We start from the raw sequence: 22,557 nt of genomic DNA, 5'->3' as shown, positions 1-22,557 counted from the left end.
GCTTCAGAAATGCGTTGCAGGTCATCGCTGGTCAGCGGTAACCCGGCAAGGCTCATTTATCATATAAATCCATTTTTGCTACCGAAAGCCCGGCCATGACCACATCCTTTTCCGCCGCTTATCGCCTCGATGGCGCAAACGTCACACTGGTGGTGGAGGTCTGCGCCGAGGTGCCTGCAGTGCGCTATTGGGGGCCACGCCTGCCCGATGACCTTGCGCTGGATGAGCTTTCGGTGCTGGCGGCACGGGCCGAAGCCAATGCTTCGCCTGCTATCGAAGCCCCGCTCGCGCTGACGCCGCAGGCAGGGCAGGGCTTTCCGGGTCGGCCCGGGCTCGCCGCACATCGCCGTGGGCTGGATTGGGCGAGCTATGCGCTACTGGTTGATGTGACGCAGACGGCGGACCGCTTGGTTTTCACCAGCCGCGATGACGCGCATGGTCTGGCACTGATCCACGACCTGAGGCTTTCGGGCGATGTGCTCGTGGCAACGACTCGGCTGGCCAATACAGGCGTCGAGCCGCTGCAGGTCGATCATCTGGCGGCACCAGTGATCGCGCTGCCTGGCTTTGTGCGCGAGATCATTGGGTTCGAAGGGCGTTGGTCAGGCGAGTTCCAGCTGCAGCGGCACGAGCTTTCCATGGGTACCTGGCTGCGCGAGAACCGGCGCGGGCGCACCAGCCACGATGCCTTTCCGGGGCTGCTCGCCATCGAGCGCGGTGTGAGCGAGATGCGCGGGCTGGCCTATGGTTTCCATCTCGGCTGGAGCGGCAACCACCGGCTTGCCGTCGAGACGCTGGCCGATGGGCGGCAGTCGGTGACGATGGAAGCGCTGTATCTGCCGGGCGAGATCGCGATTGCGCCGGGTGAGAGCCTGACGACGCCGACGCTCTTTGCGACGGTTTCTGGGGAAGGCTTGGGCTCGGTTTCGCGCCAGTTCCACGCCTTCCTGCGGGAGCGGCCCGAGCATGCACGGCTGCGGGCGAAGCCGCGCCCGGTCCACTACAACAGCTGGGAAGCGGTCTATTTTGATCATGACACCGCAAAGCTGATGGAACTCGCCGAGCGCGCGGCGGCGGTCGGCGTGGAGCGCTTCGTGCTCGATGACGGCTGGTTCGGCAGCCGCCGGAGCGACCGTGCGGGCCTCGGTGATTGGCAAGTGAGCCCGGACGTCTATCCGGAAGGGCTGGGGCCGCTGATCGAGAAAGTGCGCTCGCTTGGCATGGAGTTCGGCCTCTGGGTCGAGCCCGAGATGGTCAATCCGGACAGCGATCTGTTCCGTGCACATCCGGACTGGGTGCTGGGGACGCCGCCCGCGCCGCAGATCCCGTTCCGCCATCAACTGGTGCTCGATTTCGGGCGCGCCGAGGTGCGCGAGCGGCTGTATCGCGACGTTGCGGCGCTGCTTGAGGAATACCCGATCAGCTACCTCAAGTGGGACATGAACCGCGATCTCAGCCAGCCGGGCGGCGCGGATGGCCGCGCAGGAGTGACGGCGCATGTCGGGGGGCTATACGAGGTCCTTGATCGGTTGCGGGCGGCGTTCCCCGCGGTCGAGATCGAGAGCTGTGCTTCGGGCGGCGGGCGCGCCGACTTCGGCATTCTGGCGCGGACCGACCGGGTGTGGACGAGCGACAGCAACGACGCGCTCGACCGGCTTTCGATCCAGCGCGGCTTCTCGCATTTCCTGCCGGCGGAACTTATGGGCGCGCATGTCGGGCCGACGCATTGCCACATCACCGGACGGCGGCTTTCGATGCCGCTGCGCGTGGCGACGGCGCTATTCGGGCATATGGGGATCGAGGCGGATCTTCACGAACTTGATGCACAGGAAGCATCGGACCTCGCTGCCGGAGTGGCGCTGCACAAGGCGCACCGGGCGCTGATCCATGGTGGTGAGCTCCACCGGATCGATGCGGCGGAGGGCGTCAATGCCTTTGCCATCGTGGCCGAGGACGGTGGTGAGGCGCTCGTTTCCTACACGATGCTGACCGAGCAGCGCGGCTACTTTGCCGAGCCGCTGCGGCTGGCGGGGCTCGATCCTGCGGCGGATTACGAACTGACAGTCGTGTGGCCGCCACGCCTCAGGGCCGAATGGCCGCTGAAGGATGGCGGCCGGTTTCGCGGCGCTGCCTTGATGCAGGCGGGCTTCCAGCCGCCGCGCCTCCATCCGGGCACGGCGTTGATCCTGCATCTGAAGCGCTAGAGCGCCCGGTATGCCGCGACAAAGGCGGCGGCGCGCTGGGCCAATTCCTCGGTGGTGACGCCGGGGCTGTAGAGCGCGGAGCCGATGCCGAAGCCGGCGGCGCCGGCTGCGTGCCAGGGGCCAAGGTTCGTGGGCGAAATGCCGCCGACAGGCAGGACCGCCGTGCCTGTTGGCAGGACGGTGCGGATCGCCTTGAGGACGGCAGGGCTGGCGGCTTCAGCCGGAAACAGCTTGAGCGCGCGCGCACCCGCTTCGAGCGCGGCGAAGGCCTCGCTTGGTGTCTGGAAGCCGGGAACAGGGATGAGGCCGCGCGCGGCAGCGGCGGCAATCACGGCTGTGTTGGTGTTGGGCGAGACGATCAGTGTGCCGCCGGCCTCTGCCACGGCCTCGACCGCCGCGACATCGAGGACGGTGCCGGCGCCGACCTGCGCACGGCCTTCGAGGCGTTTGGCGAGGCGGGCGATGCTTTCGAGCGGGCGCGGGGAATTGAGCGGCACTTCGATCAGCGTGAAGCCGGCCTCGACCAGCACGTCGCCCACGTCGTCTGCCGTTTCGGGCGTCAGGCCCCGCAGAATGGCGACCAGCGGCATCGCGGCGAAAGCGGCATCAAAGGTGGTCATTGTAGCAGGCTCCAGATTTGGGTGATCCCGACGAGGAAAGCCGCATGGCTATCGACCAGCCGGGCCGGGCAGCCGAGCTCATCGAGCGCGGCGAGGTAAAGGTTGCCAAGGCCGGGGGAGGCGAGGACATCTACGCCATCGGCGCGGGCACCGGCAAAATCGCTGGAGAGACGGGCGTCGCAATCGCTGCCGATGAGGAGGCCGCTGACGTAGGAGGCCTGATCGGTGCGGTCGCGCTTTCCCAGCACCAGCCCCGCCCGCGCGCCGAACAGCCGGGCGAGGAGATCGCCGCCGCGCGCGGCCTGAACCCCTGCGCGGAACGCTGCGCCGTCGCTGACTTGGCCGTCCAGCCCGTCGGCAAGCAGGCCGCCCTTGCCGAGCTGGGCAAAGATCTCGCCTGTCATGGCCGTGGTGAAATCGGTAAGGTCTCCCTGCTGAAGCCGTGCCCACTTGGCGTGGGTACCCGGCTGGCAAAGCCAGGCATCGGGGGCGACGAGGCCGGCTGCGGCCGCGCCGAGGAGCTGGACTTCCTCGCCGCGCATCACGTCGGCGCGGTTGCCGTCATCGCGCGAGACACCGGGCACGATCGCGGTGCGGCCGGGTTCCACCCAGTGAACAGCAGCCGCAATTCCGGCAAGACTGGCCGGCGCCGCGACGTAGCCTGCATCAGCCCAGCCGCGATTGGAGCCGACCATCCCGGCGCAAAGCATCGGCAGATCACCCCACCGGGCGCGCATCGCAGCGGCTTCGGCAGCGAAGCTGCTGCCGCCCATCGCCAGCACGCCGCGGTCGTCTTGCGCCGTTTCCAGGACGTTTCCATCGGCCGCAAGCACGAAGACGCGGCGATTGGTCGAACCCCAATCGACCGCAAGGATGGCAGCTTCCAAGACCGGCTCCGCTCGAGTGTTTACGCAATTATCATATCTATCTGACTTTGGTGTCAGGAGGAATTGAATTATGCGCTCCATTTGCGTACTCGTTACAAAGCTTGGTGAACAGGAAGGTCAGCGCCATCACGACCGAGATTTTCCCCTCTGAAATGCGCACCAGCCTTGGCCGCAACCTCACCTACGGCATGCTCGACGTGATCGGGCGCGCGATCGTCATCGGCGAGTACGACAATGTGGCATTTCCCACCGAAGCCGAGCTTGCGCGCAAGCACGGGGTGAGCCGCGCAGTGACGCGCGAGGCGGTCAAGATGCTGACCGCGAAGGGCCTCCTCAGCGCGCGGCCGCGGCAAGGAACGATTGTTCAGCCGCAATCCTCATGGAACCTGTTCGACAGCGACGTGCTGCACTGGCTGCTGGAGCGCAAGTTTTCGGTCGAACTGCTGCGCCATTTCAACCAGCTGCGGGTGGCGATCGAGCCGGAAGCGGCAGCGCTTGCCGCGATCCAGGCAACCGATGCAGAGCGCACGGCGATCGGGGCAGGGCTGGCCCGGATGGTCGCGGCCGAAGCGGGGGCAGACAATACGCTGGCGGCTGATATCGCCTTTCACGTGGCCGTGCTCGAAGGCTCGCGCAACCCGTTCTACAAGCAGTTTCGCGACATGGTGGCGAGCGCGCTTGCCACCTCGATTCACTTCACCAACCGGATCAAGGGCCGCACAGCGAGCATCGAGGACCACCGCGCTGTCTACGATGCGATCCTCGCGCGCGACAGCGATGGTGCGCGCTGCGCCATGCGCCGGCTGATCGGCGATGTGCTTGTCCTCATCGGGGAAGCCGAGGCAACTGCCAGCACTTGAGGCTGGCTTTTTGAACGCGCCACCCCGGACTTGATCCGAGGTGACGCCTCCATCCGAGCGCTGTGAGGAAGCGGGACCCCGGGTCAAGCCCGGGGTGACGGAGCCAGTTTGCGTCAGTTGTAATCGACGCCCTACGCTTCGGCCTTCTCGCGCTTCCAGAAGTGGACCAGGCTCGCCCGGTTGCCGAAGATGAACCGGTTCACCGCCAGCGAGAAGGCGATCGAGGACCACAGTGTAACGAACATCAGATGGATGTAGTGCAGGCCGAAGGGCGCGTGGACGAAAGTGAAGTAGGCATAGAGCGAAATGCCGAAGAGCACCGCGCCGATCGCCGCGCGCGCATCGACGTTGCGGAACAGCAGGCCGACGATGAAGGCCGAAAGGATCGGCATCGAGAACAACCCGTTCAGCTGCTGCAGCAGGTTGATGATGCTGACGGCGTTGGCATAGACCGGGATCAGGACCACCGCGACAAGGATCATCACGGCCGACGTGACGATGTTGAGCGTGCGCACGCTGGCCTTCGGGTTCACGTACTTCTGGTGGATATCGCAGATGTAGAGCGCCGCCGAAGAATTGAGGATCGCGACAAAGTGGGTCGCGACACTGGTGACAAGGATTGCAGCGAACGTGCCGGCGAGCCAGCCGGGCAGGATATTGCCGACAAGCTTGCCGAAGGCGGCATCGTGGACATTGCCGTAGAGCTTGTAGGCGACGATGCCCGGCAGCACGACGATGGCCGGCACGATCATCAGCCGGATCACGGCGGCGGCCAGAACGCCCTTCTGCGCCTCGCGCACCGTGGGTGACGCCATCGCGCGCTGGGTGATTGCCTGATTGGTCGACCAGTAGAAGATCTGGATGAACAGCATGCCGGTGAGCAGCGTATGCCACGGGATCGGTGAGTCGTTGCCGCCGATCAGGGTCAGTCGTTCGGGCGGAATGCCGGAGAAATCGAAGCCGATCGCCTGTAGCGACAGGAACACCAGCAGTAGGCAGATGAACAGCAGGCTGGCGCCGCTGAAGGTTTCCGAAATGGCGACGGCGCGCAGGCCGCCCAGCACGCCGTAGCCTGCGCCAAGCGCGGCGATGCAAAAGCCGACCATGACGAGCGGCAGATCGATCCCGAACACGCTGCGCAGGAACAGCGCGCCAGTGTAGAGCGCGGATGGCATCGAGATGAACAGGTTGCCGAACAGGAACAACGTCGAGATCATCGTGCGGATGCGGTCATCGTTATAGCGCCGCTCGAGCAGCTCGGTGGTCGTGACGCACTGGTAGCGGTAGTAGATCGGCACGAAGACGAAGGCGAGGATGAGGAGGCCGAACACGGCGGCCAGTTCCCACCAGGCCAGCAGCAGCATCTGGTTCCCGTTGGCGCCAACAAGCTGCTCGGTGCCGAGATTGGTGATCGTGATCGAGCCCGCGACATAGATCCAGGTGAGGCTGCCTCCGGCGAGGAAGAACTCGCGGTCCTCGTTGTCGCTATGCGCGTGGGCGGTGCGGGTGCGCCACCAGGTGAGGGCACCGACGAGCGTGATGACGAGCGCGAAGGCGAGCAGCTGCGTGCTGCTGCCGATCGAGACCGTCTCGACGGCCGGGGAGGCCGCGCTCATGCCGGCTGCCTGCGCGGCGGCGCGCTGATCGTCGGTCCGGCTGAAAATCGTGCCATGGCATCCCTCGCTTGCGACGGGCTTTGCAGCCTATTGTCGCATTTATATGATCTATTGCTGCTACGCGTCCGGCGCGGCAAGAGCAAGCCACTCTGCGGCCCGCGTGGTATCACAAGTGGAGCTGAAACCCGGACCGCGTGATCTGGCGTTCGCCGCGCGCGTTGTGGAGCTGATCGAGCCGGTTCAGCTGGCCGAGGCTGTGGATCATGGCGTGGATCGCTGCGAGGTGGCCGTTGCGGTGGAGCCGCAGGACGGCAGCATCAGCCAGCGTTTCGAGCGCGAGCGGATCGATCGTGTAGGCGCCCTGGATATCCTGCTGGTGCTGGTCGGCGTAATGCAGGTTCAGGGTCATCGGTGTGATGAGGCGCTCGGCAGCGATGGCGCTGACGAACTGCGCGGTCGCTTCGGCATCGGCGCGCATCTGTTCGATCAACGCTCGGCGGCCGGCAAGAAACGGGGTTTCCGTGCCATCGGCCTCAAACAGCGCGGCGCCGGGTGCGCGGCCGAGGAGACTGCTCGCCTCGTCGATGCACAGCTCCACCGCTTCGCCGTTCAGCGTGCCTAGGCAGAAAGGCAGGCGCAGCACATTGAGCGGCAGATAGGTCGCCGCCCAGCTCTCGCCGATCACATAGAGATTGCGGTCTGGCGCATAGCCCAGCAGGGCGACGAGCCGGAACGCACCGGTCGCGCCGTCCTTGATCAGGACGACGGGATAATCGCAGCCCGCGAGCGGCACCTCGCCGAGACCCAGCGGGACATGGCCAAGCGCGGCAGCGGCGGCAAGATCGATGCCGGTGCTGATGGAGACGCCGCCATGGCGCGCGTGGCTGACTGCGGCGATGCTGGCTTCCCCGCTCATACCGCCTGGAACCCGTGGACACGCACGGCATCGAGCAGCGCGCGGTGCGAGGGGAGGGCCGCGAGCGCCTGTTCCTGCTGGCGCTGCGTTGCCATGAAGCAGCGCTGCGCAAGTGCCGCTTCGGCCGTAACCTGGCTTCCTTCGGCAAGGTCGCATTCAAAGCCCATGCCGTGGAGCACGTACTGGTAGCTGGGCCACGAGAAGACTTCGGGCTGGTGCGGGAAATCCTGCGGGCCGGGCGGCAGATGGCGCCACAGTTCGAGTTGTTCGAGAAGGCGGTCTGGCACCGTCGCGGGGTCGCGGTTGTCGCGCCAGAAGGCGGTGTCCTCGCGCTTGGTCAGCACGTAGTGGAGCTTGAGGAAATCGATGATCCGCGCCCAGTGATGATCAAAGGCCGCGTTGAACTGGCGGGCGAGCGGGGCCATCACCGCGCGGTTGCGCGGCAGACGATCGACGATGAAATCAACCGCGGTTTCGATCAGCATGAGCGCCGAAGCCTCGAGCGGTTCGAGGAAGCCGTTGGCAAGGCCGACCGCCACGCAGTTCTTTTCCCAGAAGCGCTGGCGGTGACCCGACTTGATCGGGATGCGCCGCGCATTGAGGCCATCGGCAACGGGGCCGAGATAGGCGCGCAGGGTCCGCTCGGCCTCATCATGGCTGGTGTGGCGGCTGGAATAGACATAGCCGGTGCCGCGCCGGGTGGGCAGGCCGATGTCCCAGATCCAGCCGGCGCCTTGCGCCGTCGAATTGGTCTGGCTGGCGACGGGATCGTCCTCGTGCTCGTAGGGCACCTGCAGCGCCACTGCGTGATCGGCGAGAAGGACATCGTTGCAGTCCACGAACGGTACGCCGTAGGTCTGGCCGATCAGTAGGGCGGCAAAGCCGGTGCAATCGACAAAGAAATCGCCGGCGATCAGTCCCGTCACCTTAGCCTCGACACCGGTGACGAAGCCGGCTTCGTCGACTTTCACATCGGTCACGTCGTCGATCACGTGGCGGACGCCGAGCTTTTCGGTGCAGTGCTTCTTGAGCAGCGCGGCAAACTTCACCGCATCGAGGTGGTAGGCATAATTTGCGAGGCCGACATATTCGGCGGTGCTGATCGACTTGGGCGCGAGGCCCGCGTCGCACAGTGCCGACTGGAAATCGACCGCGTGGGCGAAGTCGGTGCCCGCGCCGTCCTGCCGGCGCAGCCAGTGCGCCGAGAGATTGATCTGCGTGGCGGCCTGCGGCGGATTGAGCGGGTGATAGTAGGCATCGCCCGGCTCGCCCGTGACCCAGCCGGCAAAGCGCGCGCCCTGCTTGAACGCGGCATCGCAGGAACGGAAGAACTCGGTTTCGGAAATGCCGATCTTGCGCAGCGTGTTGCGCATGGTCGGCCAGGTGCCTTCACCAACGCCGATCGTGCCGATGGTTTCGGATTCGATGAGGGTGACCGAGACCCCGTTCTCGCCATCCGGGCGGTGCGCTGCGGCAATGCGTGCGGCGGCGATCCAGCCCGCCGAGCCACCGCCCACGATTACCACCTGCCGAACCTTGTCGTTCATGTCCTGCTCCCTGCGTGCCTTATTGCCGCTGCCCGGCCGGGCTTGGCAAGGCTAGTCCAAAGGGCATCGCGATGATCGCCAAGTGCAGCAAATAAGCACCACTTTGCGGGCAAACCAGCCGCCCCTAAAACTTTCATTTGATTTATCTGATAAAACAGATCAGTCAGACGCGCAACGGCGTGGGACACCTGCGTCACAGCACTTCAGGCGCTATGGCCAGACAGGTCAACGCCAGCAAGGGGAGAGCCATATTATGTCTCAATTCAGTAACTTACCCGCCATGTCACGCCTGCGCAGCCAGGCGCTTGCCTGCTGCAGCGCACTGGCGATCATTGGCGGTGCGGCCCCGGCGTTTGCGCAGGAATCGGTCGCTCCCGAGGCTTCGGCGCCTGACGAGATCATCGTGTCCGGTATCCGCAGCAGCTTGCGCAGCGCCGCCAGTATCAAGCGGAATGCTGACAGCATCGTCGATGTGATCAGCTCGGAAGACCTCGGCAAGTTCCCCGACACGAACGTCGCGGAATCGCTGCAGCGCATCCCCGGTGTCGCGATCGACCGCAGCAACGGTGAAGGCCGTTTCGTCACGGTCCGCGGTTTCGGCCCGGCGTTCAACACGGTGCTCGTCAACGGCCGGACCTTCGCCAGCGACAACCAGGGCCGCGAATTCAGCTTCGACCTTCTGGCCGCCGAACTGATCAGCGGTGCGGAAGTCTACAAGAGCTCGCAGGCCCGCCTGCAGGACGGCGGCATCGGCGCGACGCTCAACGTCAAGACCCCGCGCCCGCTCGACCTCAACGGCTTCAAGGCCGTGGTTTCGGCCAAGGGCCAATACGAGCGCAACAGCGACAAGGTGACCCCGCAGGCGTTCGGCCTGATCAGCAACACGTTTGCTGACGGCACGTTCGGCGTGCTCGCCTCGGTTTCGTACCAGAAGCGCGATGCGCAGACCCGCTATACGCAGAACCGCGGCTACATTCCCGGCACCACGGTCGGCCCGGCAGCGAATCCGCTGTTCACCAACGTGTTTGCCCCGCGCAACCAGGACGTCGGCCAGGATGACCAGTCGCGCGAACGCATCGGCGTCACCGGCACCGCCCAGTATCGCCCGAGCGATGCGCTGACCTTCACGGTCGACGGTCTCTACAACCAGTTCAACGTCGATTCGCGCGTCCAGGCGCTCGGCAGCTGGTTCGAGCCTTCGAGCTACACTGCCGCAGCGATCGATTCGAACCGGACGATCACCTCGCTCACGACCAACGGCAACGCCGACCTCATCCAGACGTCGAACAACCGTTTCGTGAAGACCTACGCGTTCGGCGGCAACGTCGAGTGGAAGCCCAACAGCCAGCTTACCGTGAAGGCCGACGTTTCGTGGTCGCGCGCCAAGGATTCGGCGGGTGGCCGCAACTACTTCACCGTGATCGGCATCCCGAGCCGCTACAGCTTCAAGCAGGCGACCGGCAACGGCTTCCCTTCGACGGTGGATTACTCGGCCGACCTCGCCAACGCGGCGCTGGGCCGCTCGCACATCGCGCTGCGCCAGGGCAACACCGAGGCGGAACGCGTGCTCGAGTACAAGCTCGACACCGAGTGGAAGTCTGATGGCGGCACGCTCGATGCGGTCCGCTTCGGCCTCATCAACACCAACCGCAGCAAGAACAGCCAGTCGATCGCCACCGATCCCAACACGCTGTGCCTCTATTGCGGCTATAACGAGGGTGCATCGGCTTCGCTGCTCAGCCCGCTGACGCTCAATTCGCCGCGCGGATCGGGCAGCGTTCCGTCGAACATCCTCACTTACGATGCGGACGCCTACTTCAAGTTCCTTGAAAGCCCCGCCCAGGCAGCAGCGCGCGATACGGCGCGCGGCCTAGCCCCCGGGACCACTGCCGCACTGCTGCGCGCGACCAACGGCTTTGCCGCTTCGGTCCAGCCGAACTCGTTCGCGGTGTCGGAAAAGGTCTTCGCCGGTTACGTCGAAGCCGATTTCAAGGGCAACCTCGGCGCGCTGCCGTGGGTGGTCAACCTCGGTGCGCGCTACGTACACACCGAACTCATCGCGAGCGGCCGCCAGCTGGCGCTGACCGACCTGCTTTCGGTGCCGAACGATCCGACGATCTACCAGGCCGTGTTCGCCAATGGCGGCGCTCCGGTGGCGACGGCGAAGCGGGCGAGCTACGACTACTTCCTGCCGAACATCAACGTGAAGGTGAACCTCTCGGACAAGGTCATCGCGCGCTTCTCCGCGTCGCGTACGCTGACCCGTCCGCAGATCCGCGACCTTGCGCCGCGGACCAACTTCGACGTCACGCGTCCGGCGAGCCTCGATGCCAGCGGCGGCAACCCGGATCTGAAGCCCTACACCTCGAACAACTTCGATCTCTCGTTCGAGTGGTATCCGACTTCGACGACGACGCTGTCGGTCGCTGCTTACTACAAGAGCATCGACGACTTCATCGTCCAGACCCGTTCGGCCGAGCAGTTCGCAATCGCCAATGCCAGCGGCCTGCCGGTCGGTGGCGGGATCACCGGTCCGAACACCGCGACGTTCAACGTGCGCCGTCCGCGCAACGCCGAGAACGCTTCGGTTCGGGGCATCGAGCTCAACGTCGTGCACACGTTCGACTATCTGCCCTCGCCGCTTGACGGCCTGGGTGCCTCGGTCAACGCCACGTTCGTGGACAGCAGCGCTGCCTTCGACGTGACCAGCACGACGACTTCGTTCGCGCTCGAAGGTCTGGGCAACAGCTACAACATCACCGGCTTCTACGAAAAGAACGGCTTTGCCGCCCGCGTCGCCTATAACCGCCGCGGCCGGTTCCTTGAATACCTCGTCACCCCTGGCCAGGGTGGTGATCCGGTGTTCCGCCGTCCGTTCGATCAGGTCGACGTTCGCGTGAGCTACGACATCACGAAGTTTGCCCAGGTCTTCGCCGAAGGCACCAACGTGACCAACTCGCGCAACATCACTACGGGCCGTTTCGACAATCAGGTGCTCGATTATGTCGATACCGGTGCGCGCTATGCCGCCGGCGTCCGCCTGAACTTCTGATCGTCCCTCCCCTCCGGACGTGAAGGCGCGCCCATGCAGACGATCTGCGTGGGCGCGTTTTCGTTTGGAGGCCTATCAAGCTGAACTCGCGGGAAGGAATGCAATGAAAGCTCTCTTGAGCCTCGTTCTGTCGGGCCTGTTGGTAGCGGGGGCGGCTGAGGCCCAACCGGTCCGCCAGCCTTATGCTGTGCCGCCGCCCGATGCGCCGGAACTCGCAGCGTTGGGGGCCTATGCGATCGGCACGCAAACCCTTTCCGTGGATGCACTGGACAGTGTGGTGCTTTCGGCAACGGGCATCGCGCGCATGACGCGCACGATCAAGGCGCGGGTCTGGTATCCTGCCGATGCGGTACCGGGCGCGGCGCGGACCACGTTTGCGCACGCACTGCCAAGGCCCGATGGCACCGGCGCCCCGTTCGCCATTCCAAGCCTCGCCGTGGACGGAGCTGCGCCGATCAAGGGCAAGCGCTTCCCGCTCGTCGTCGTCTCGCACGGCTACAACGGCTGGGACACCTTCATGACCTGGCTCACGGAGAACCTCGCGACCAAAGGCTATGTCGTCGTGGCGATCGACCATGCCGATCAGCGCGTGGTCAACCCCGCCGATTTTCCAGTCTCGTTCGGCAATGTGCTGATCCACCGCGCACGTGATGTACGCTTCATAATCGATGATCTGACCCGCCGCGCCGGAAAGGCCAGCGATCCGCTGGGGCAGGCAATCGATGCCAATGCAATCGGCCTTGTCGGCTATTCGATGGGCGGGTTCGGCGTCCTCGGCGCGGCCGGGCTGGACTATGCCCCGACAAGTCCCGTGCTGGCGCAGTTGCCGGCCCCGGCGCGAGACCAGCTGCTCGCCAGCCAGGCGGAGGGCAAGGCGCTGGTCGCGCGGATCAAGGGCGTGGTGGCGCTCGCTCCGTTTGGCGGCAGCCCTGCGGTGCGCGTGTGGTCCGAAGCCACGCTCGCGGCCTTCGCCAAGCCGGTGCTGCTGATCGATGGCGACCAAGATGATATCGTCGATGCCCCCGGGGGCGTGAGCTGGCTGTTTGCGCAGATGGCCGGCAATCAGCGCCATTTCCTGCTCTACCAGAACGCGCGGCACAACGTGGGTGGCAATCCGCCGCCGCCAGAGGCCGATGCGGATTTTTCGACCCGCGAGTATTTCGCGGAGCCGGTCTGGCGCACCGAGCGGATCAACGCGATCAACCAGCACTTCATCACGGCCTTCCTCGATCTTCACCTGAAGGGCGATGAGGCCAAGCGCGCTTATCTCGATGTCACGCCGCCGCTGGCGGGCGACGGGCAATGGCCGCTGGTACCGTTCCAGAACGTGGGCGGCAGGCCGGCTTCGGCGGAGCAGGCGGGGTTCTGGCGCGGCTTCCAGCAGCGCTGGGCGCTCGGCCTCGAAATGCGCAAGGGCGAACCGGCAAAGCGCTGATTCGCCCCGGCTGGGGTATCAACTGGCGGCGAGTGCCGTTTCGCCGGTTGTGCCTGCAAACAGCGTTTCGGTCCTGCCTCCGACCCACAGCGGGCCGCCGGCTTCCTGCTCGATCCGGATGCGGCCAGCGCGGCCGAGTCGGGTGCCCTGCGTCGCGGTGTAGGGCGCGCTGACATGCCCGGCGCGGAGCATCCATGCGGCGGCCGAGGCATTGAGGCTGCCGGTGACCGGGTCCTCGATTAGGCCGCCATAGGGGTCGCTGAAGATGGCGCGCACTTCGTAGGCGAACGGGCTGCCGGCTGGGTGGAGGCCGACAAGGCCGATATCGATGCGCGAGGCATGGGAGCGCGCCGGTTCGACCGCGATCACCGACGCTGCGTCCTTGAGCTGGATGCCGAGCCAGCCGGGTCCGTTGTCGATCCATTCGGCAGCGATCACGTCGCTGGTCGCGATGCCGAGAACGCCGCAGGCCTCCGCCAGCTTGTCCGCCTCGACCGGCCCGGAGCGCAGCAGCGGCGGTGCTGCGAAGGCAAGGCCATCGGCGGTGCGGCGCACATCGATGAGGCCGGCGCCGCATTCCTGCACCACTTTGCCAGCATGACGCGGCGTGCCGCCCAGCGCCAGCCAAGCATGGGCCGAACCCAGCGTCGGGTGGCCGGCGAAGGGCAGCTCCCGGTCGAGCGTGAAGATGCGCACACGGTAGTCTGCCGCGTCGCTGCTCGGCGGCAGGAGGAATGCGGTTTCCGAGAGATTGAGCCAACGCGTGATCTGCTGCAGCTCTGCCGTGGCGCGGTCGGCTTCGAGTGCGATCACGGCCAGCGGGTTGCCGGAAAACGGGGTCTCACCAAAAACGTCGACAAGCTGAAACGGGTATTGCGGCATGACTTCACGAACTCCGCGCCGGGAATGGCGCGAGGGGTGACAATCACGGCGCATGGCCCCTTGGCAAGAATGAAAACCCTTCGCGCCGAGGAGCAAGGCTATCTGCGCAGCGCTCAGTTGTCCGGGATGGCGAGGCTGAAGCGCAGGCCGGCGACGAGCGTGTCTGGCGCGCCGGGGGCCCAGCCGGGATGAATCACATACTGGAGATCGGGCTGGATATTGAGCCAGGGCGCAACGGAGCGCTGCGCGGTCAGTTCGATCACGGTTTCGGCGCGGCGCGCGCGGCCGGGGGCCACCAGCGTCTCGCGGGCCGCTTGCCCGAGCCGGGCGTGGGCTGCCGCCAACCCCAGCCGCCATGCGCCCAGCGTCGCGACCGCGCCGCCGCCGACATAAGCGGCAACCGGGTTGGCACGGGCATCGGCCACGCCGAGGCGGACCCACGTGCTGAGCCTGCGCGTTACCGTGCCTTCCAGCATGCCGTAGGCCCCGCGGGAGAGGGCGGGTGGCCGCGCGGGATCAAGGGCATCGAAGCGCGTGGTATAGTGCCAGCCGCCGAACTGGAGCAGCCAGGTCCCGACCGGCACGCGCGCTTCGGCAATCAGCAGTGCGCCGGTGGTTCCGGGAAACCGCACCGCGAGCTTGCGCGGATCGTGCCGTGCCCCAGCCAGCGCATCGAAAACCCCCAGGGCCAACGCCTTGCGCCCGCGCTGGAGCCGCACGACCAGCGCCGAGGCGGTCATCGGGAAGATCGAGGGGCCGGCGAGGCCGCTCTGCGAAATGTCGGGCCCGATCCCGAAGGCACTGTTCACGAACAGTGCGCCGGTGTTCTGCATGTCGAATTCGGCATTGAGATCGATCAGCCCGGCCTTGGCCGAGACATTGGGGCTGGGCTTCCACTGCGCCCAAGCCTCGTAGACGTGGGGCAGGGTATCGGCCTCGAGACTGCTGACGGTCTGATAGGCGCCGGTGCGCCGACCGGAGAAGTCGGGGCCGTGGACGGCCATGAGATCGATGCGGGCGGAGAGTGTGTCTAGCCCGGCGGCCGGCCCATCGAAATCGAGCCATGCATCGACGCGGCCGACCAGATCGGTACCGCGCGAGGGGCTGCCGCCGAGGGCGGAGAGCATGTCGGCGGTGTAGGATGCGCCGAAATCGAGAACCGCTTGAGCTGATGCCGGGGCAGGCATGCCAAGGCCTGTCGCGGCAAGCGCGCAGGCGGCAATGGCAAGGCGGAAGCAGCGGCGCATCGTGCGTCCGGATTAGACCGATACGGATAAAATGGCGCTTTGGAGCGATCAGGGAAAGAGCGCAGCATCACCGCAGCATTCTCTAAGGGTTTGCCTTTTCGGCGCGGTGCGGCAGCGCTTGCATCATTTCGTTCGCGGAGAATGGCGCGGACGCAATTTCATGATGACTCCTTCCAACCAATGCGGTAATTGCGGCAGCACAAAACCAAGTCGTTCACCCGGCGCGGCCTTGGGAGAGGATGCGTAAAATTGCACCGCGCCGGGTGTCCAGATTGGGTTTTCCAGCCCACATCGCCATGATGATATGCCGCGCTGCTGCTGCAAAGGCATAGCCTTGCGCGCACGGCTGAATGATCGAATTGATCGATCATAGTGAGCAGACAAATCAACTGGCCTCATCGGCAGGCGCTGCGCCACAACACGCTTGCCCGGCGCCGCTGCATGGAAGGCCGGGCGCCAAGATCAACAAACCGAGCGGTGTCCAGCCGCACCGTGCTCGCTGCCTGTGCGGCGGCGAGGCGCGCTGCGCGGATTCCGCGAGCAGAGAGGTACCGATATGCGCGCTTCGCTTTCCACCCCCGCCATTTCGACTTTGGCCATCGCGCTTCTTGCCGCCTTGCCCGTTGCGGGGCACGCGGCTGATGCGGCGATGGCACCGCCCACCGCAGCTGCCGCCGAGAAGCCGACCACCAACAAGGACTGGTGGCCCGATCAGCTCGATCTCACGCCGCTGCGCCAGAACGAGAACACGGCGGCGAGCCCCTATGGTGCGGATTTCGACTACGCCAAGGCGTTCCTCAGCCTCGATCTGAAGGCCGTGAAGGCGGATATCGCCAAGGTGCTGACGACCTCGCAGCCCTGGTGGCCGGCGGACTATGGCAACTATGGGCCGTTCTTTATCCGCATGGCGTGGCACAGCACCGGCACCTATCGGACGATGGACGGGCGCGGCGGCGGTGCGGGCGGCGAACAGCGCTTCGAGCCGCTCAATTCGTGGCCGGATAACGCCAACCTCGACAAGGCGCGCCGGCTGCTCTGGCCGATCAAGCAGAAGTATGGCCGCAAGCTTTCATGGGGCGACTTGATGGTGCTGACGGGCAATGTCTCGCTGGAACAGATGGGTTTCAAGACGCTGGGCTTCGGTGGCGGCCGAGCGGATACGTGGCAGCCTGATGCGGTCTACTGGGGCACCGAGAAGAAGTGGCTGGAAGCCAATGGCGACCGCTGGAACGAGAAGCGGCAGCTGAAGGGCCCGCTCGCGGCGGTGCAGATGGGGCTGATCTATGTGAACCCCGAAGGCCCCAATGCGAACGGCGATCCGATTTCCGCCGCGCATGATATCCGCCAGTCGTTCGGCCGCATGGCGATGAACGATGAGGAAATCGTCGCGCTGATCGCGGGCGGGCACACGTTCGGCAAGGCGCATGGCGCGCAAGCGGCGACCTGCGTCGGCGCGGCACCGGCGGGTGCGGGCATCGAGGCACAGGGCACCGGCTGGAAGAACAGCTGCGGCACGGGCGTCGGCAAGGACGCGGTGACGAGCGGCCTCGAAGGCGCATGGTCGGCCAATCCGATCCAGTGGACGAGCCAGTACCTCGACAACCTCTTCGCGTTCGACTGGGTCAAGGTGAAGAGCCCGGCAGGGGCGACGCAGTGGCAGCCAGCCAATGCGGCGGACGTGCAGATCGTGCCGGACGCACACGAGGCGGGCAAGACCCACGCGCCGATCATGTTCACCACCGATATGGCGATCAAGCAGGACCCGGCGTTCCGCGCGATCGCGCTGCGCTTCAAGGACAAGCCCGAGCTCTATGCCGATGCTTTTGCCCGCGCATGGTTCAAGCTGACGCACCGCGATATGGGGCCCAAGGCGCACTACATCGGTACGGATGTGCCGGCGCAGACCTTCACCTGGCAGGACCCGCTGCCGGTCGACAACCACCCGCTGATCGGCGCGGCGGAGATCGCAACGCTCAAGGGCAAGGTGCTGACCTCAGGCCTCACCCCGGCGCAGCTGGTGCGCACGGCCTGGGCTTCGGCCTCGACCTACCGCAATTCGGACCTGCGCGGCGGGGCCAATGGCGCGCGCATCCGGCTGGCGCCGCAGAAGGACTGGGCGGTGAATGATCCGGCGGAGCTCGCCAAGGTGCTGGCTGGGCTGGAAAAGGTGCGCGCCGAGTATAACCGCACCGCGCCGGGTGGCCGCACGGTGAGCATGGCGGACCTGATCGTGCTGGCGGGCAATGCCGCGGTCGAGAAGTCGGCGGGCAAGGCGGGCGTTTCGCTCGAGCTGCCGTTCACCCCGGGCCGCGTCGATGCGAGCGCCGAGCAGACCGATCCCGCGGCCTTCGCGCCGATGGAGCCCAAGTCCGACGGGTTCCGCAACTGGCATGCGGCAGATGCGTGGCAGGGGCCGGCCGAGGCGCTGGTCGACAAGGCGAGCCTGCTGGGCCTGACCGTGCCCGAAATGACCGTGCTGGTCGGGGGCTTGCGCGTCCTCGATGCCAATGCGGCGGGTTCGAACGCGGGCGAGTTGACCAGCCGGCTGGGCACGCTGTCGAACGACTTCTTCGTGAACCTGCTCAGCATGGACACGGTATGGAGCAAGGCGGGCGCAGCCTATGAAGGGCGCGACCGGGCGAGCGGCGCGGTGAAGTGGACCGCGACACCGGCGGACCTGATCTTCGGCTCGAACTCGGAGCTGCGCGCGGTTGCCGAAGCCTACGCCAGTGACGACGCGCGCGAACAGTTCGTGCGCGATTTCGCCAAGGCCTGGACCAAGGTGATGAACGCCGACCGCTCGTAAGGTAGTGCAATAACGGAAAAGGGCCGGGACGCTTGCAGCGCCCCGGCCCTTTCTTGTGGCAGTCGGCGCAGATCAGGCGTTCGGGCGGTTCGCCAGCAGGTTGTCGACCACCGAAGGGTCGGCCAGCGTCGACGTATCGCCAAGATTGCTCACATCGTTCTCGCCGATCTTGCGCAGGATGCGGCGCATGATCTTGCCCGAGCGGGTCTTGGGCAGACCGGGCGCGAACTGGATCACGTCGGGCGTGGCGATGGGGCCGATTTCGTGGCGGACCCACTGGATGAGCTCCTTGCGCAGGGCCTCATCCGGCTCGACGTCGGCATTGGTCGTCACGAAGGCGTAGATGCCCTGACCCTTGATCTCGTGCGGCATGCCGACGACTGCCGCTTCGGCGACCTTCGCGTGAGCAACCAGCGCGCTTTCGATTTCAGCTGTGCCCATGCGGTGGCCGGAGACGTTGATCACGTCATCGATGCGACCAGTGATCCAGTAGTAGCCATCCTCGTCGCGGCGGCAACCATCGCCGGTGAAGTAGTGGCCGGGGAAGGTGCTGAAATAGGTCTGGAAGAAGCGTTCATGATCGCCCCAGACGGTACGCATCTGGCCGGGCCAGCTCTGTTCGATGACGAGGCAGCCGTCTGCCGCGCCTTCGAGCAATTGGCCCTCGCCGGTGAGCAGCGCGGGCTTGACGCCGAACATGGGGCGGGTGGCGGAGCCCGGCTTCAAGGCAGTGGCGCCGGGAAGCGGGGTGATCATCGCGCCGCCGGTTTCGGTCTGCCACCAGGTGTCAACGATCGGGCAGCGGCCTTCGCCGACGATCTTGTGGTACCATTCCCACGCCTCGGGATTAATCGGCTCACCGACAGAGCCGAGCAGTCGCAGCGACTGGCGTGAAGTCTTCTTCACCCACTCGTCGCCCTCGCGCATCAGCGCGCGAAGAGCAGTCGGGGCACCGTAGAAGATCTCGACCTGGAACTTGTCGACGACCTGCCAGAAGCGCGATGGATCGGGGAAGTTCGGCACGCCCTCGAACATCACGGTCGTCGCGCCGTTGAGGAGGGGGCCGTAGACGACGTAGCTGTGCCCGGTCACCCAGCCCACATCCGCCGCGCACCAGTAGATCTGGCCGGGACGGTAATCGAAGACGTACTCGTGTGTCATCGAGGCCCAGAGCGAGTAGCCGCCGGTGGTGTGGAGCACACCCTTGGGCTTGCCGGTGGAGCCCGAGGTGTAGAGGATGAACAGCGGGTCTTCGGCGTTCATTTCCTCCGGTGGGCAATCGGCGGAGTGCTGCGCAGCGGCGCTGGCCCAGTCGACGTCACGGCCGTCGACCACCGGCACATCGGCGCCGGTGTGCGCAAGGACGATCACGGTATCGACACCGGGGCACTGCTTGAGCGCTTCATCGACGTTGGCCTTCAGCGGTACCTTCTTGCCGCCGCGCAGGCCTTCGTCGGCAGTGATGACGAGGCGGCTATCGCAATCGATGATGCGCCCCGCGAGGGCGTCGGGCGAGAAGCCGGCGAAGACGATCGAGTGAATCGCCCCGATGCGTGCGCAGGCGAGCATGGCGACGGCGGCTTCGGGCACCATCGGCAGGTAGATCGTGACGCGCGAGCCGCGCTGTACGCCGCGCGATTTGAGCAGATTGGCGAAGCGGCACACCATCTCGTGCAGCTCGCGGTAGGTGATGCGGCGGTCGGGCGTGCCCGGCGAATCCGGCTCCCACAGGATGGCGATCTGTTCGCCGCGCTCCGCGAGATGGCGGTCGAGGCAGTTGGCGGCGAGGTTGAGCGTGCCGTCCTCGAACCAGCGGATACAGAAGTCCGCCTCATGGAAGCTGGTGGTGCTGACCTTGGTGAAGGGCTTGATCCAGTCGATCCGCCTGGCTTCCTCGCGCCAGAACGTCTCGGGATCAGCAAGCGATTGCGCATACATCGCCTGATAGCGCGCGTCGTCGATCAGGGCGCCCTTCGCCCAGCTTTCGGGGACCGGGTAGGTGGTCTGGCTCATGGCGGCGTCCTCTCGGCAAGCGTTGGATTTTGGCCGCTATAAGACGCAATGGGCGGTGTTTGCCAAGCCTTGAATGCGCAGGATCAGGCTTTTGGCGTGGCTTTCCATGCGAGGAAGAAACCGAGGCCAAGCAGCAGGTCGATCGTAGCGAAACCGGCGTCGAGCGGGCTTACACGGTGCTGGGAAAACAGCAGCAGCGTGGGGACGCCGAAGACCAGTTTCTCGAACACCGACGCGGCCATCAGCGGGCGATAGCGCACCGGATGCGACGCGATGATCCAGAACACCGCCTGGAAGACCAGCGCAAGGCCGACGAAGCCGAGGTAGATATGCGGCTGCTCAGCCGGCCAAGGCGCGAGATAGGCGGGGAGGAGGACCACCGCGCCATAGATGGCGGCTGCACGATAGAACCTGGGGATCCAGGTTGGCATGTGTCCGCTCCCGCTCAGTGCGCGCCGGCCATGGCGGTGAGAAACATCAGGACGACTGGGTGCGGTTCGATCGTGGCGAGCTGCGTCTTGACCGACGCGAAGGCATCGTCGGCGGCTTCGAGCGCGAACTGGATATCGGCCTCGGTCATCGCAGCGCAGAAGAACATGTTGTGCCAGGGGTGGACGTAGACGCCGCGCTTCAGCATCGCCTCGCCCCAGGCGAAGCCGATGCGGTAATCGGGATCATTGTCGAAGAGGATCTGCGGCATCTGGACGGGGCCGGTCTGGCGCAGGGCAAAGCCGTGTTTCGCGGCGAGGGCACCCAGGCCTTCGCGCCACAAGGTGCCGAGGCGGATCGAGTTTTCGAGGTAGTCGGTCTCGCGCAGTATCCTGAGCGTCTCGACCCCGGCGGCCATCGGGACGGCGGCGAACCAGAACGAGCCGGTGACGTAGATGTGGCTCGCGCCCTCGCGGCAGCGGTCGTTGCCGAGGAGGGCCGAGATCGGGTGGCCATTGGCGAAGGACTTGCCCCAGCAGCTCATGTCGGGCCGCACGCCGACGAGTTCCCAGCTGCAATCACGGATCAGGCGGAAGCCGGCGCGCACGTCATCGACGATGAGCATGGCGCCGGTTTCGTCACACAGTTCGCGGGCGCGCTTCGCGTAAGCCGGATCGGGCAGGGCCTGATCGATGAACGCATCGTGCTTGAAGGGCGAGGCGAAGATCGCGGCGAGATCGTCACCCGCTTCAGCAACGGCGGCTTCGAGGCTGGCGACATCGTTGTACTGGTACTTGGAAATGAACGCGCGCTCTTCCGGCACGATCCCGGCGGGCATCGGCGTGCACCACGGGGCGGCGCCGTGATAGGCGCCGTCCGCCACGAGAATGCGGCGCTTGCCGGTCTGCGCGCGGGCGGTGGTCATCGCCATGGTGGTGGCATCGGTGCCGTTCTTGCAGAACATCGCCCAATCCGCATGGCTGACCATGCCGACGAGGGCTTCGGCAAGGTCGACGAAGTGGGCGCTGGGGCCGGTCATCGTGTCACCCTTGGCGAGCTGCGCGACGGCGACATCGTTCACGCGCCGGTCGTTATAGCCCAAGAGGTTGGGGCCATAAGCGCACATGAAATCGAGGTACCGGTTGCCATCGACGTCCCAGATATAGGCGCCTTCGCCGCGTTCGAAGAACTGCGGGTAGGAGGCGGGCATGAGCGTCGTCGCCTCGTGGCCGTACATGCCGCCCGGCACGACTTTGAGGGCGCGCTGGCGGAGCGACTGGTCGGCGGCATTTGTTGTCATCTGGCTCTCCCTCAGGTGGTTCAGGCGGCTTGGTCTGCGGCGGCGCGCAGCGGCAGGTGTTCGGGCAGGAAGGTGCTGCAATAGGCTTCGCGCGCCAGACGGGCCTGCTCGTCGTAAGCGTCGGTGATGGTGCCGTGGCGATGGACCGAGAGGGTCCAGATCGCATCGTTGATCACCAGCAGTTCGGTGAAGCGTTCGACCAGATCGGCGCTGGGGGCGATAGCGAACAGCTGGCAGAATTCGGTCATGCTGCGCTCGGCAAGCACGCTGTCATTCTCCAGATCGCGCGCGCGGATCGAGGCGGAGAGGCCCGAGCCGAGCAGGAGACGGCGCGCGGCGCCGTGCGCGTTGTAGTGATCGCGGCCGTGGCCGTAGCGCGCGGCGAAGAAGGCCTGCCAGGTGGTCACGCCCGGCGGCAGTGGTTTGTCGAGCAGATCAACGAACTGACGGACGTAGCGCTCCGCGAGGGCGACGAAGACCTGCCCCGCATCGGGGAAGAAATGGTAGATCGAGGGGGCGGAGAGGCCTGCCTCTTCGGCGAGCGTGTAGATGCTGATCTGAGCCGGCTCGAGCGTTTCGAGCAGCCGGTCTGCGGAATCGAGAATCGCCTCGAACCGCTGCTGGCTGCGCTTCTGGCGCGGGCGGCGGATCGTATCGGCAGGCCGTGGCAGGATGGTCACCATCCTTGCAGGCTAGCACGCATTCCTCGCGGTTCAACCCGGTTTCGGATAAAAATCCGAATT

Annotated in this window: 16 protein-coding genes; 5 read left to right on the top strand and 11 right to left on the bottom strand. The window is 65.8% G+C overall.

What is annotated here, in order from left to right:
* Positions 1-95: 95 nt before the first annotated feature.
* Positions 96-2,204, top strand: a complete 2,109-nt coding sequence (locus Q0082_RS03660; protein ID WP_298190027.1) for an alpha-galactosidase — start codon at positions 96-98, stop codon at positions 2,202-2,204.
* Here the strand turns inward: Q0082_RS03660 and Q0082_RS03655 are convergent.
* Together Q0082_RS03655 and Q0082_RS03650 are read right to left on the bottom strand one after the other, a co-directional pair.
* Positions 2,201-2,824: a 2-dehydro-3-deoxy-6-phosphogalactonate aldolase gene (locus tag Q0082_RS03655; protein WP_298190025.1), complete on the bottom strand. Its 624-nt coding sequence runs from the start codon at positions 2,822-2,824 to the stop codon at positions 2,201-2,203. The two genes, Q0082_RS03660 and Q0082_RS03655, sit on opposite strands and share 4 nt — an antisense overlap.
* Positions 2,821-3,711 (bottom strand): 2-dehydro-3-deoxygalactonokinase, encoded by an 891-nt coding sequence (locus Q0082_RS03650; RefSeq protein WP_298190019.1) that lies wholly within the window; start codon positions 3,709-3,711, stop codon positions 2,821-2,823. Before Q0082_RS03650 ends, Q0082_RS03655 begins: the two co-directional genes overlap by 4 nt.
* Positions 3,712-3,863: 152 nt before the next feature.
* Between Q0082_RS03650 and Q0082_RS03645 the strand changes: the two genes are divergently transcribed.
* Positions 3,864-4,571: a FadR/GntR family transcriptional regulator gene (locus Q0082_RS03645; protein WP_298190041.1), complete on the top strand. Its 708-nt coding sequence runs from the start codon at positions 3,864-3,866 to the stop codon at positions 4,569-4,571.
* 131 nt (positions 4,572-4,702) lie between these two features.
* Here the strand turns inward: Q0082_RS03645 and Q0082_RS03640 are convergent, their stop codons facing one another.
* The 3 genes from Q0082_RS03640 to Q0082_RS03630 all read right to left on the bottom strand — a co-directional run bounded on the left by Q0082_RS03640 (position 4,703) and on the right by Q0082_RS03630 (position 8,650).
* Positions 4,703-6,187 carry an SLC5 family protein gene (locus Q0082_RS03640; RefSeq protein ID WP_298190018.1) on the bottom strand — a complete coding sequence of 495 codons (1,485 nt, stop codon included), beginning with the start codon at positions 6,185-6,187 and terminating at the stop codon, positions 4,703-4,705.
* A 166-nt stretch (positions 6,188-6,353) separates the two neighbouring features.
* Entirely contained in the window at positions 6,354-7,103 is a 750-nt protein-coding gene (locus Q0082_RS03635) for a SapC family protein (protein WP_298190016.1), read from the bottom strand.
* Complete coding sequence (locus Q0082_RS03630; protein WP_298190014.1) at positions 7,100-8,650, bottom strand: tryptophan halogenase family protein; 1,551 nt, start codon at positions 8,648-8,650, stop codon at positions 7,100-7,102. Before Q0082_RS03630 ends, Q0082_RS03635 begins: the two co-directional genes overlap by 4 nt.
* 280 nt (positions 8,651-8,930) lie before the next feature.
* Here Q0082_RS03630 and Q0082_RS03625 point away from each other — a divergent pair, with 280 nt between their 5' ends.
* Together Q0082_RS03625 and Q0082_RS03620 are read left to right on the top strand one after the other, a co-directional pair.
* Entirely contained in the window at positions 8,931-11,702 is a 2,772-nt protein-coding gene (locus tag Q0082_RS03625; RefSeq protein WP_298190013.1) for a TonB-dependent receptor, read from the top strand.
* Between the two features lie 115 nt (positions 11,703-11,817).
* On the top strand, positions 11,818-13,137 hold the full coding sequence (locus tag Q0082_RS03620; protein ID WP_298190011.1) for a dienelactone hydrolase family protein: 1,320 nt from the start codon (positions 11,818-11,820) through the stop codon (positions 13,135-13,137).
* Between the two features lie 18 nt (positions 13,138-13,155).
* Here Q0082_RS03620 and Q0082_RS03615 read toward each other — a convergent pair whose 3' ends face one another.
* Positions 13,156-14,019 (bottom strand): PhzF family phenazine biosynthesis protein, encoded by an 864-nt coding sequence (locus Q0082_RS03615; protein ID WP_298190008.1) that lies wholly within the window; start codon positions 14,017-14,019, stop codon positions 13,156-13,158.
* 113 nt (positions 14,020-14,132) lie between these two features.
* Positions 14,133-15,266 (bottom strand): carbohydrate porin, encoded by a 1,134-nt coding sequence (locus tag Q0082_RS03610; protein WP_298190006.1) that lies wholly within the window; start codon positions 15,264-15,266, stop codon positions 14,133-14,135.
* Between the two features lie 556 nt (positions 15,267-15,822).
* On the opposite strand from Q0082_RS03610, the gene katG reads away from it, so the two are divergent.
* Entirely contained in the window at positions 15,823-18,072 is a 2,250-nt protein-coding gene (gene katG / locus Q0082_RS03605) for a catalase/peroxidase HPI (protein WP_298190004.1), read from the top strand.
* Between the two features lie 72 nt (positions 18,073-18,144).
* Here the strand turns inward: katG and acs are convergent, their stop codons facing one another.
* The 4 genes from acs to Q0082_RS03585 form a co-directional block, all read right to left on the bottom strand.
* Positions 18,145-20,085 carry an acetate--CoA ligase gene (acs, locus tag Q0082_RS03600; protein ID WP_298190002.1) on the bottom strand — a complete coding sequence of 647 codons (1,941 nt, stop codon included), beginning with the start codon at positions 20,083-20,085 and terminating at the stop codon, positions 18,145-18,147.
* 83 nt (positions 20,086-20,168) lie between these two features.
* Positions 20,169-20,516 carry a hypothetical protein gene (locus Q0082_RS03595; RefSeq protein WP_298190000.1) on the bottom strand — a complete coding sequence of 116 codons (348 nt, stop codon included), beginning with the start codon at positions 20,514-20,516 and terminating at the stop codon, positions 20,169-20,171.
* 14 nt (positions 20,517-20,530) lie between these two features.
* Complete coding sequence (locus Q0082_RS03590; RefSeq protein WP_298189998.1) at positions 20,531-21,814, bottom strand: aminotransferase class III-fold pyridoxal phosphate-dependent enzyme; 1,284 nt, start codon at positions 21,812-21,814, stop codon at positions 20,531-20,533.
* Between the two features lie 20 nt (positions 21,815-21,834).
* Complete coding sequence (locus Q0082_RS03585; RefSeq protein WP_298189973.1) at positions 21,835-22,497, bottom strand: TetR/AcrR family transcriptional regulator; 663 nt, start codon at positions 22,495-22,497, stop codon at positions 21,835-21,837.
* Positions 22,498-22,557: the final 60 nt, after the last annotated feature.

Origin of the sequence: Novosphingobium sp. (genome assembly GCF_027489515.1) — a bacterium.
Classification (GTDB): domain Bacteria; phylum Pseudomonadota; class Alphaproteobacteria; order Sphingomonadales; family Sphingomonadaceae; genus Novosphingobium.
This window is presented reverse-complemented; position numbering and strand designations above follow the sequence as displayed.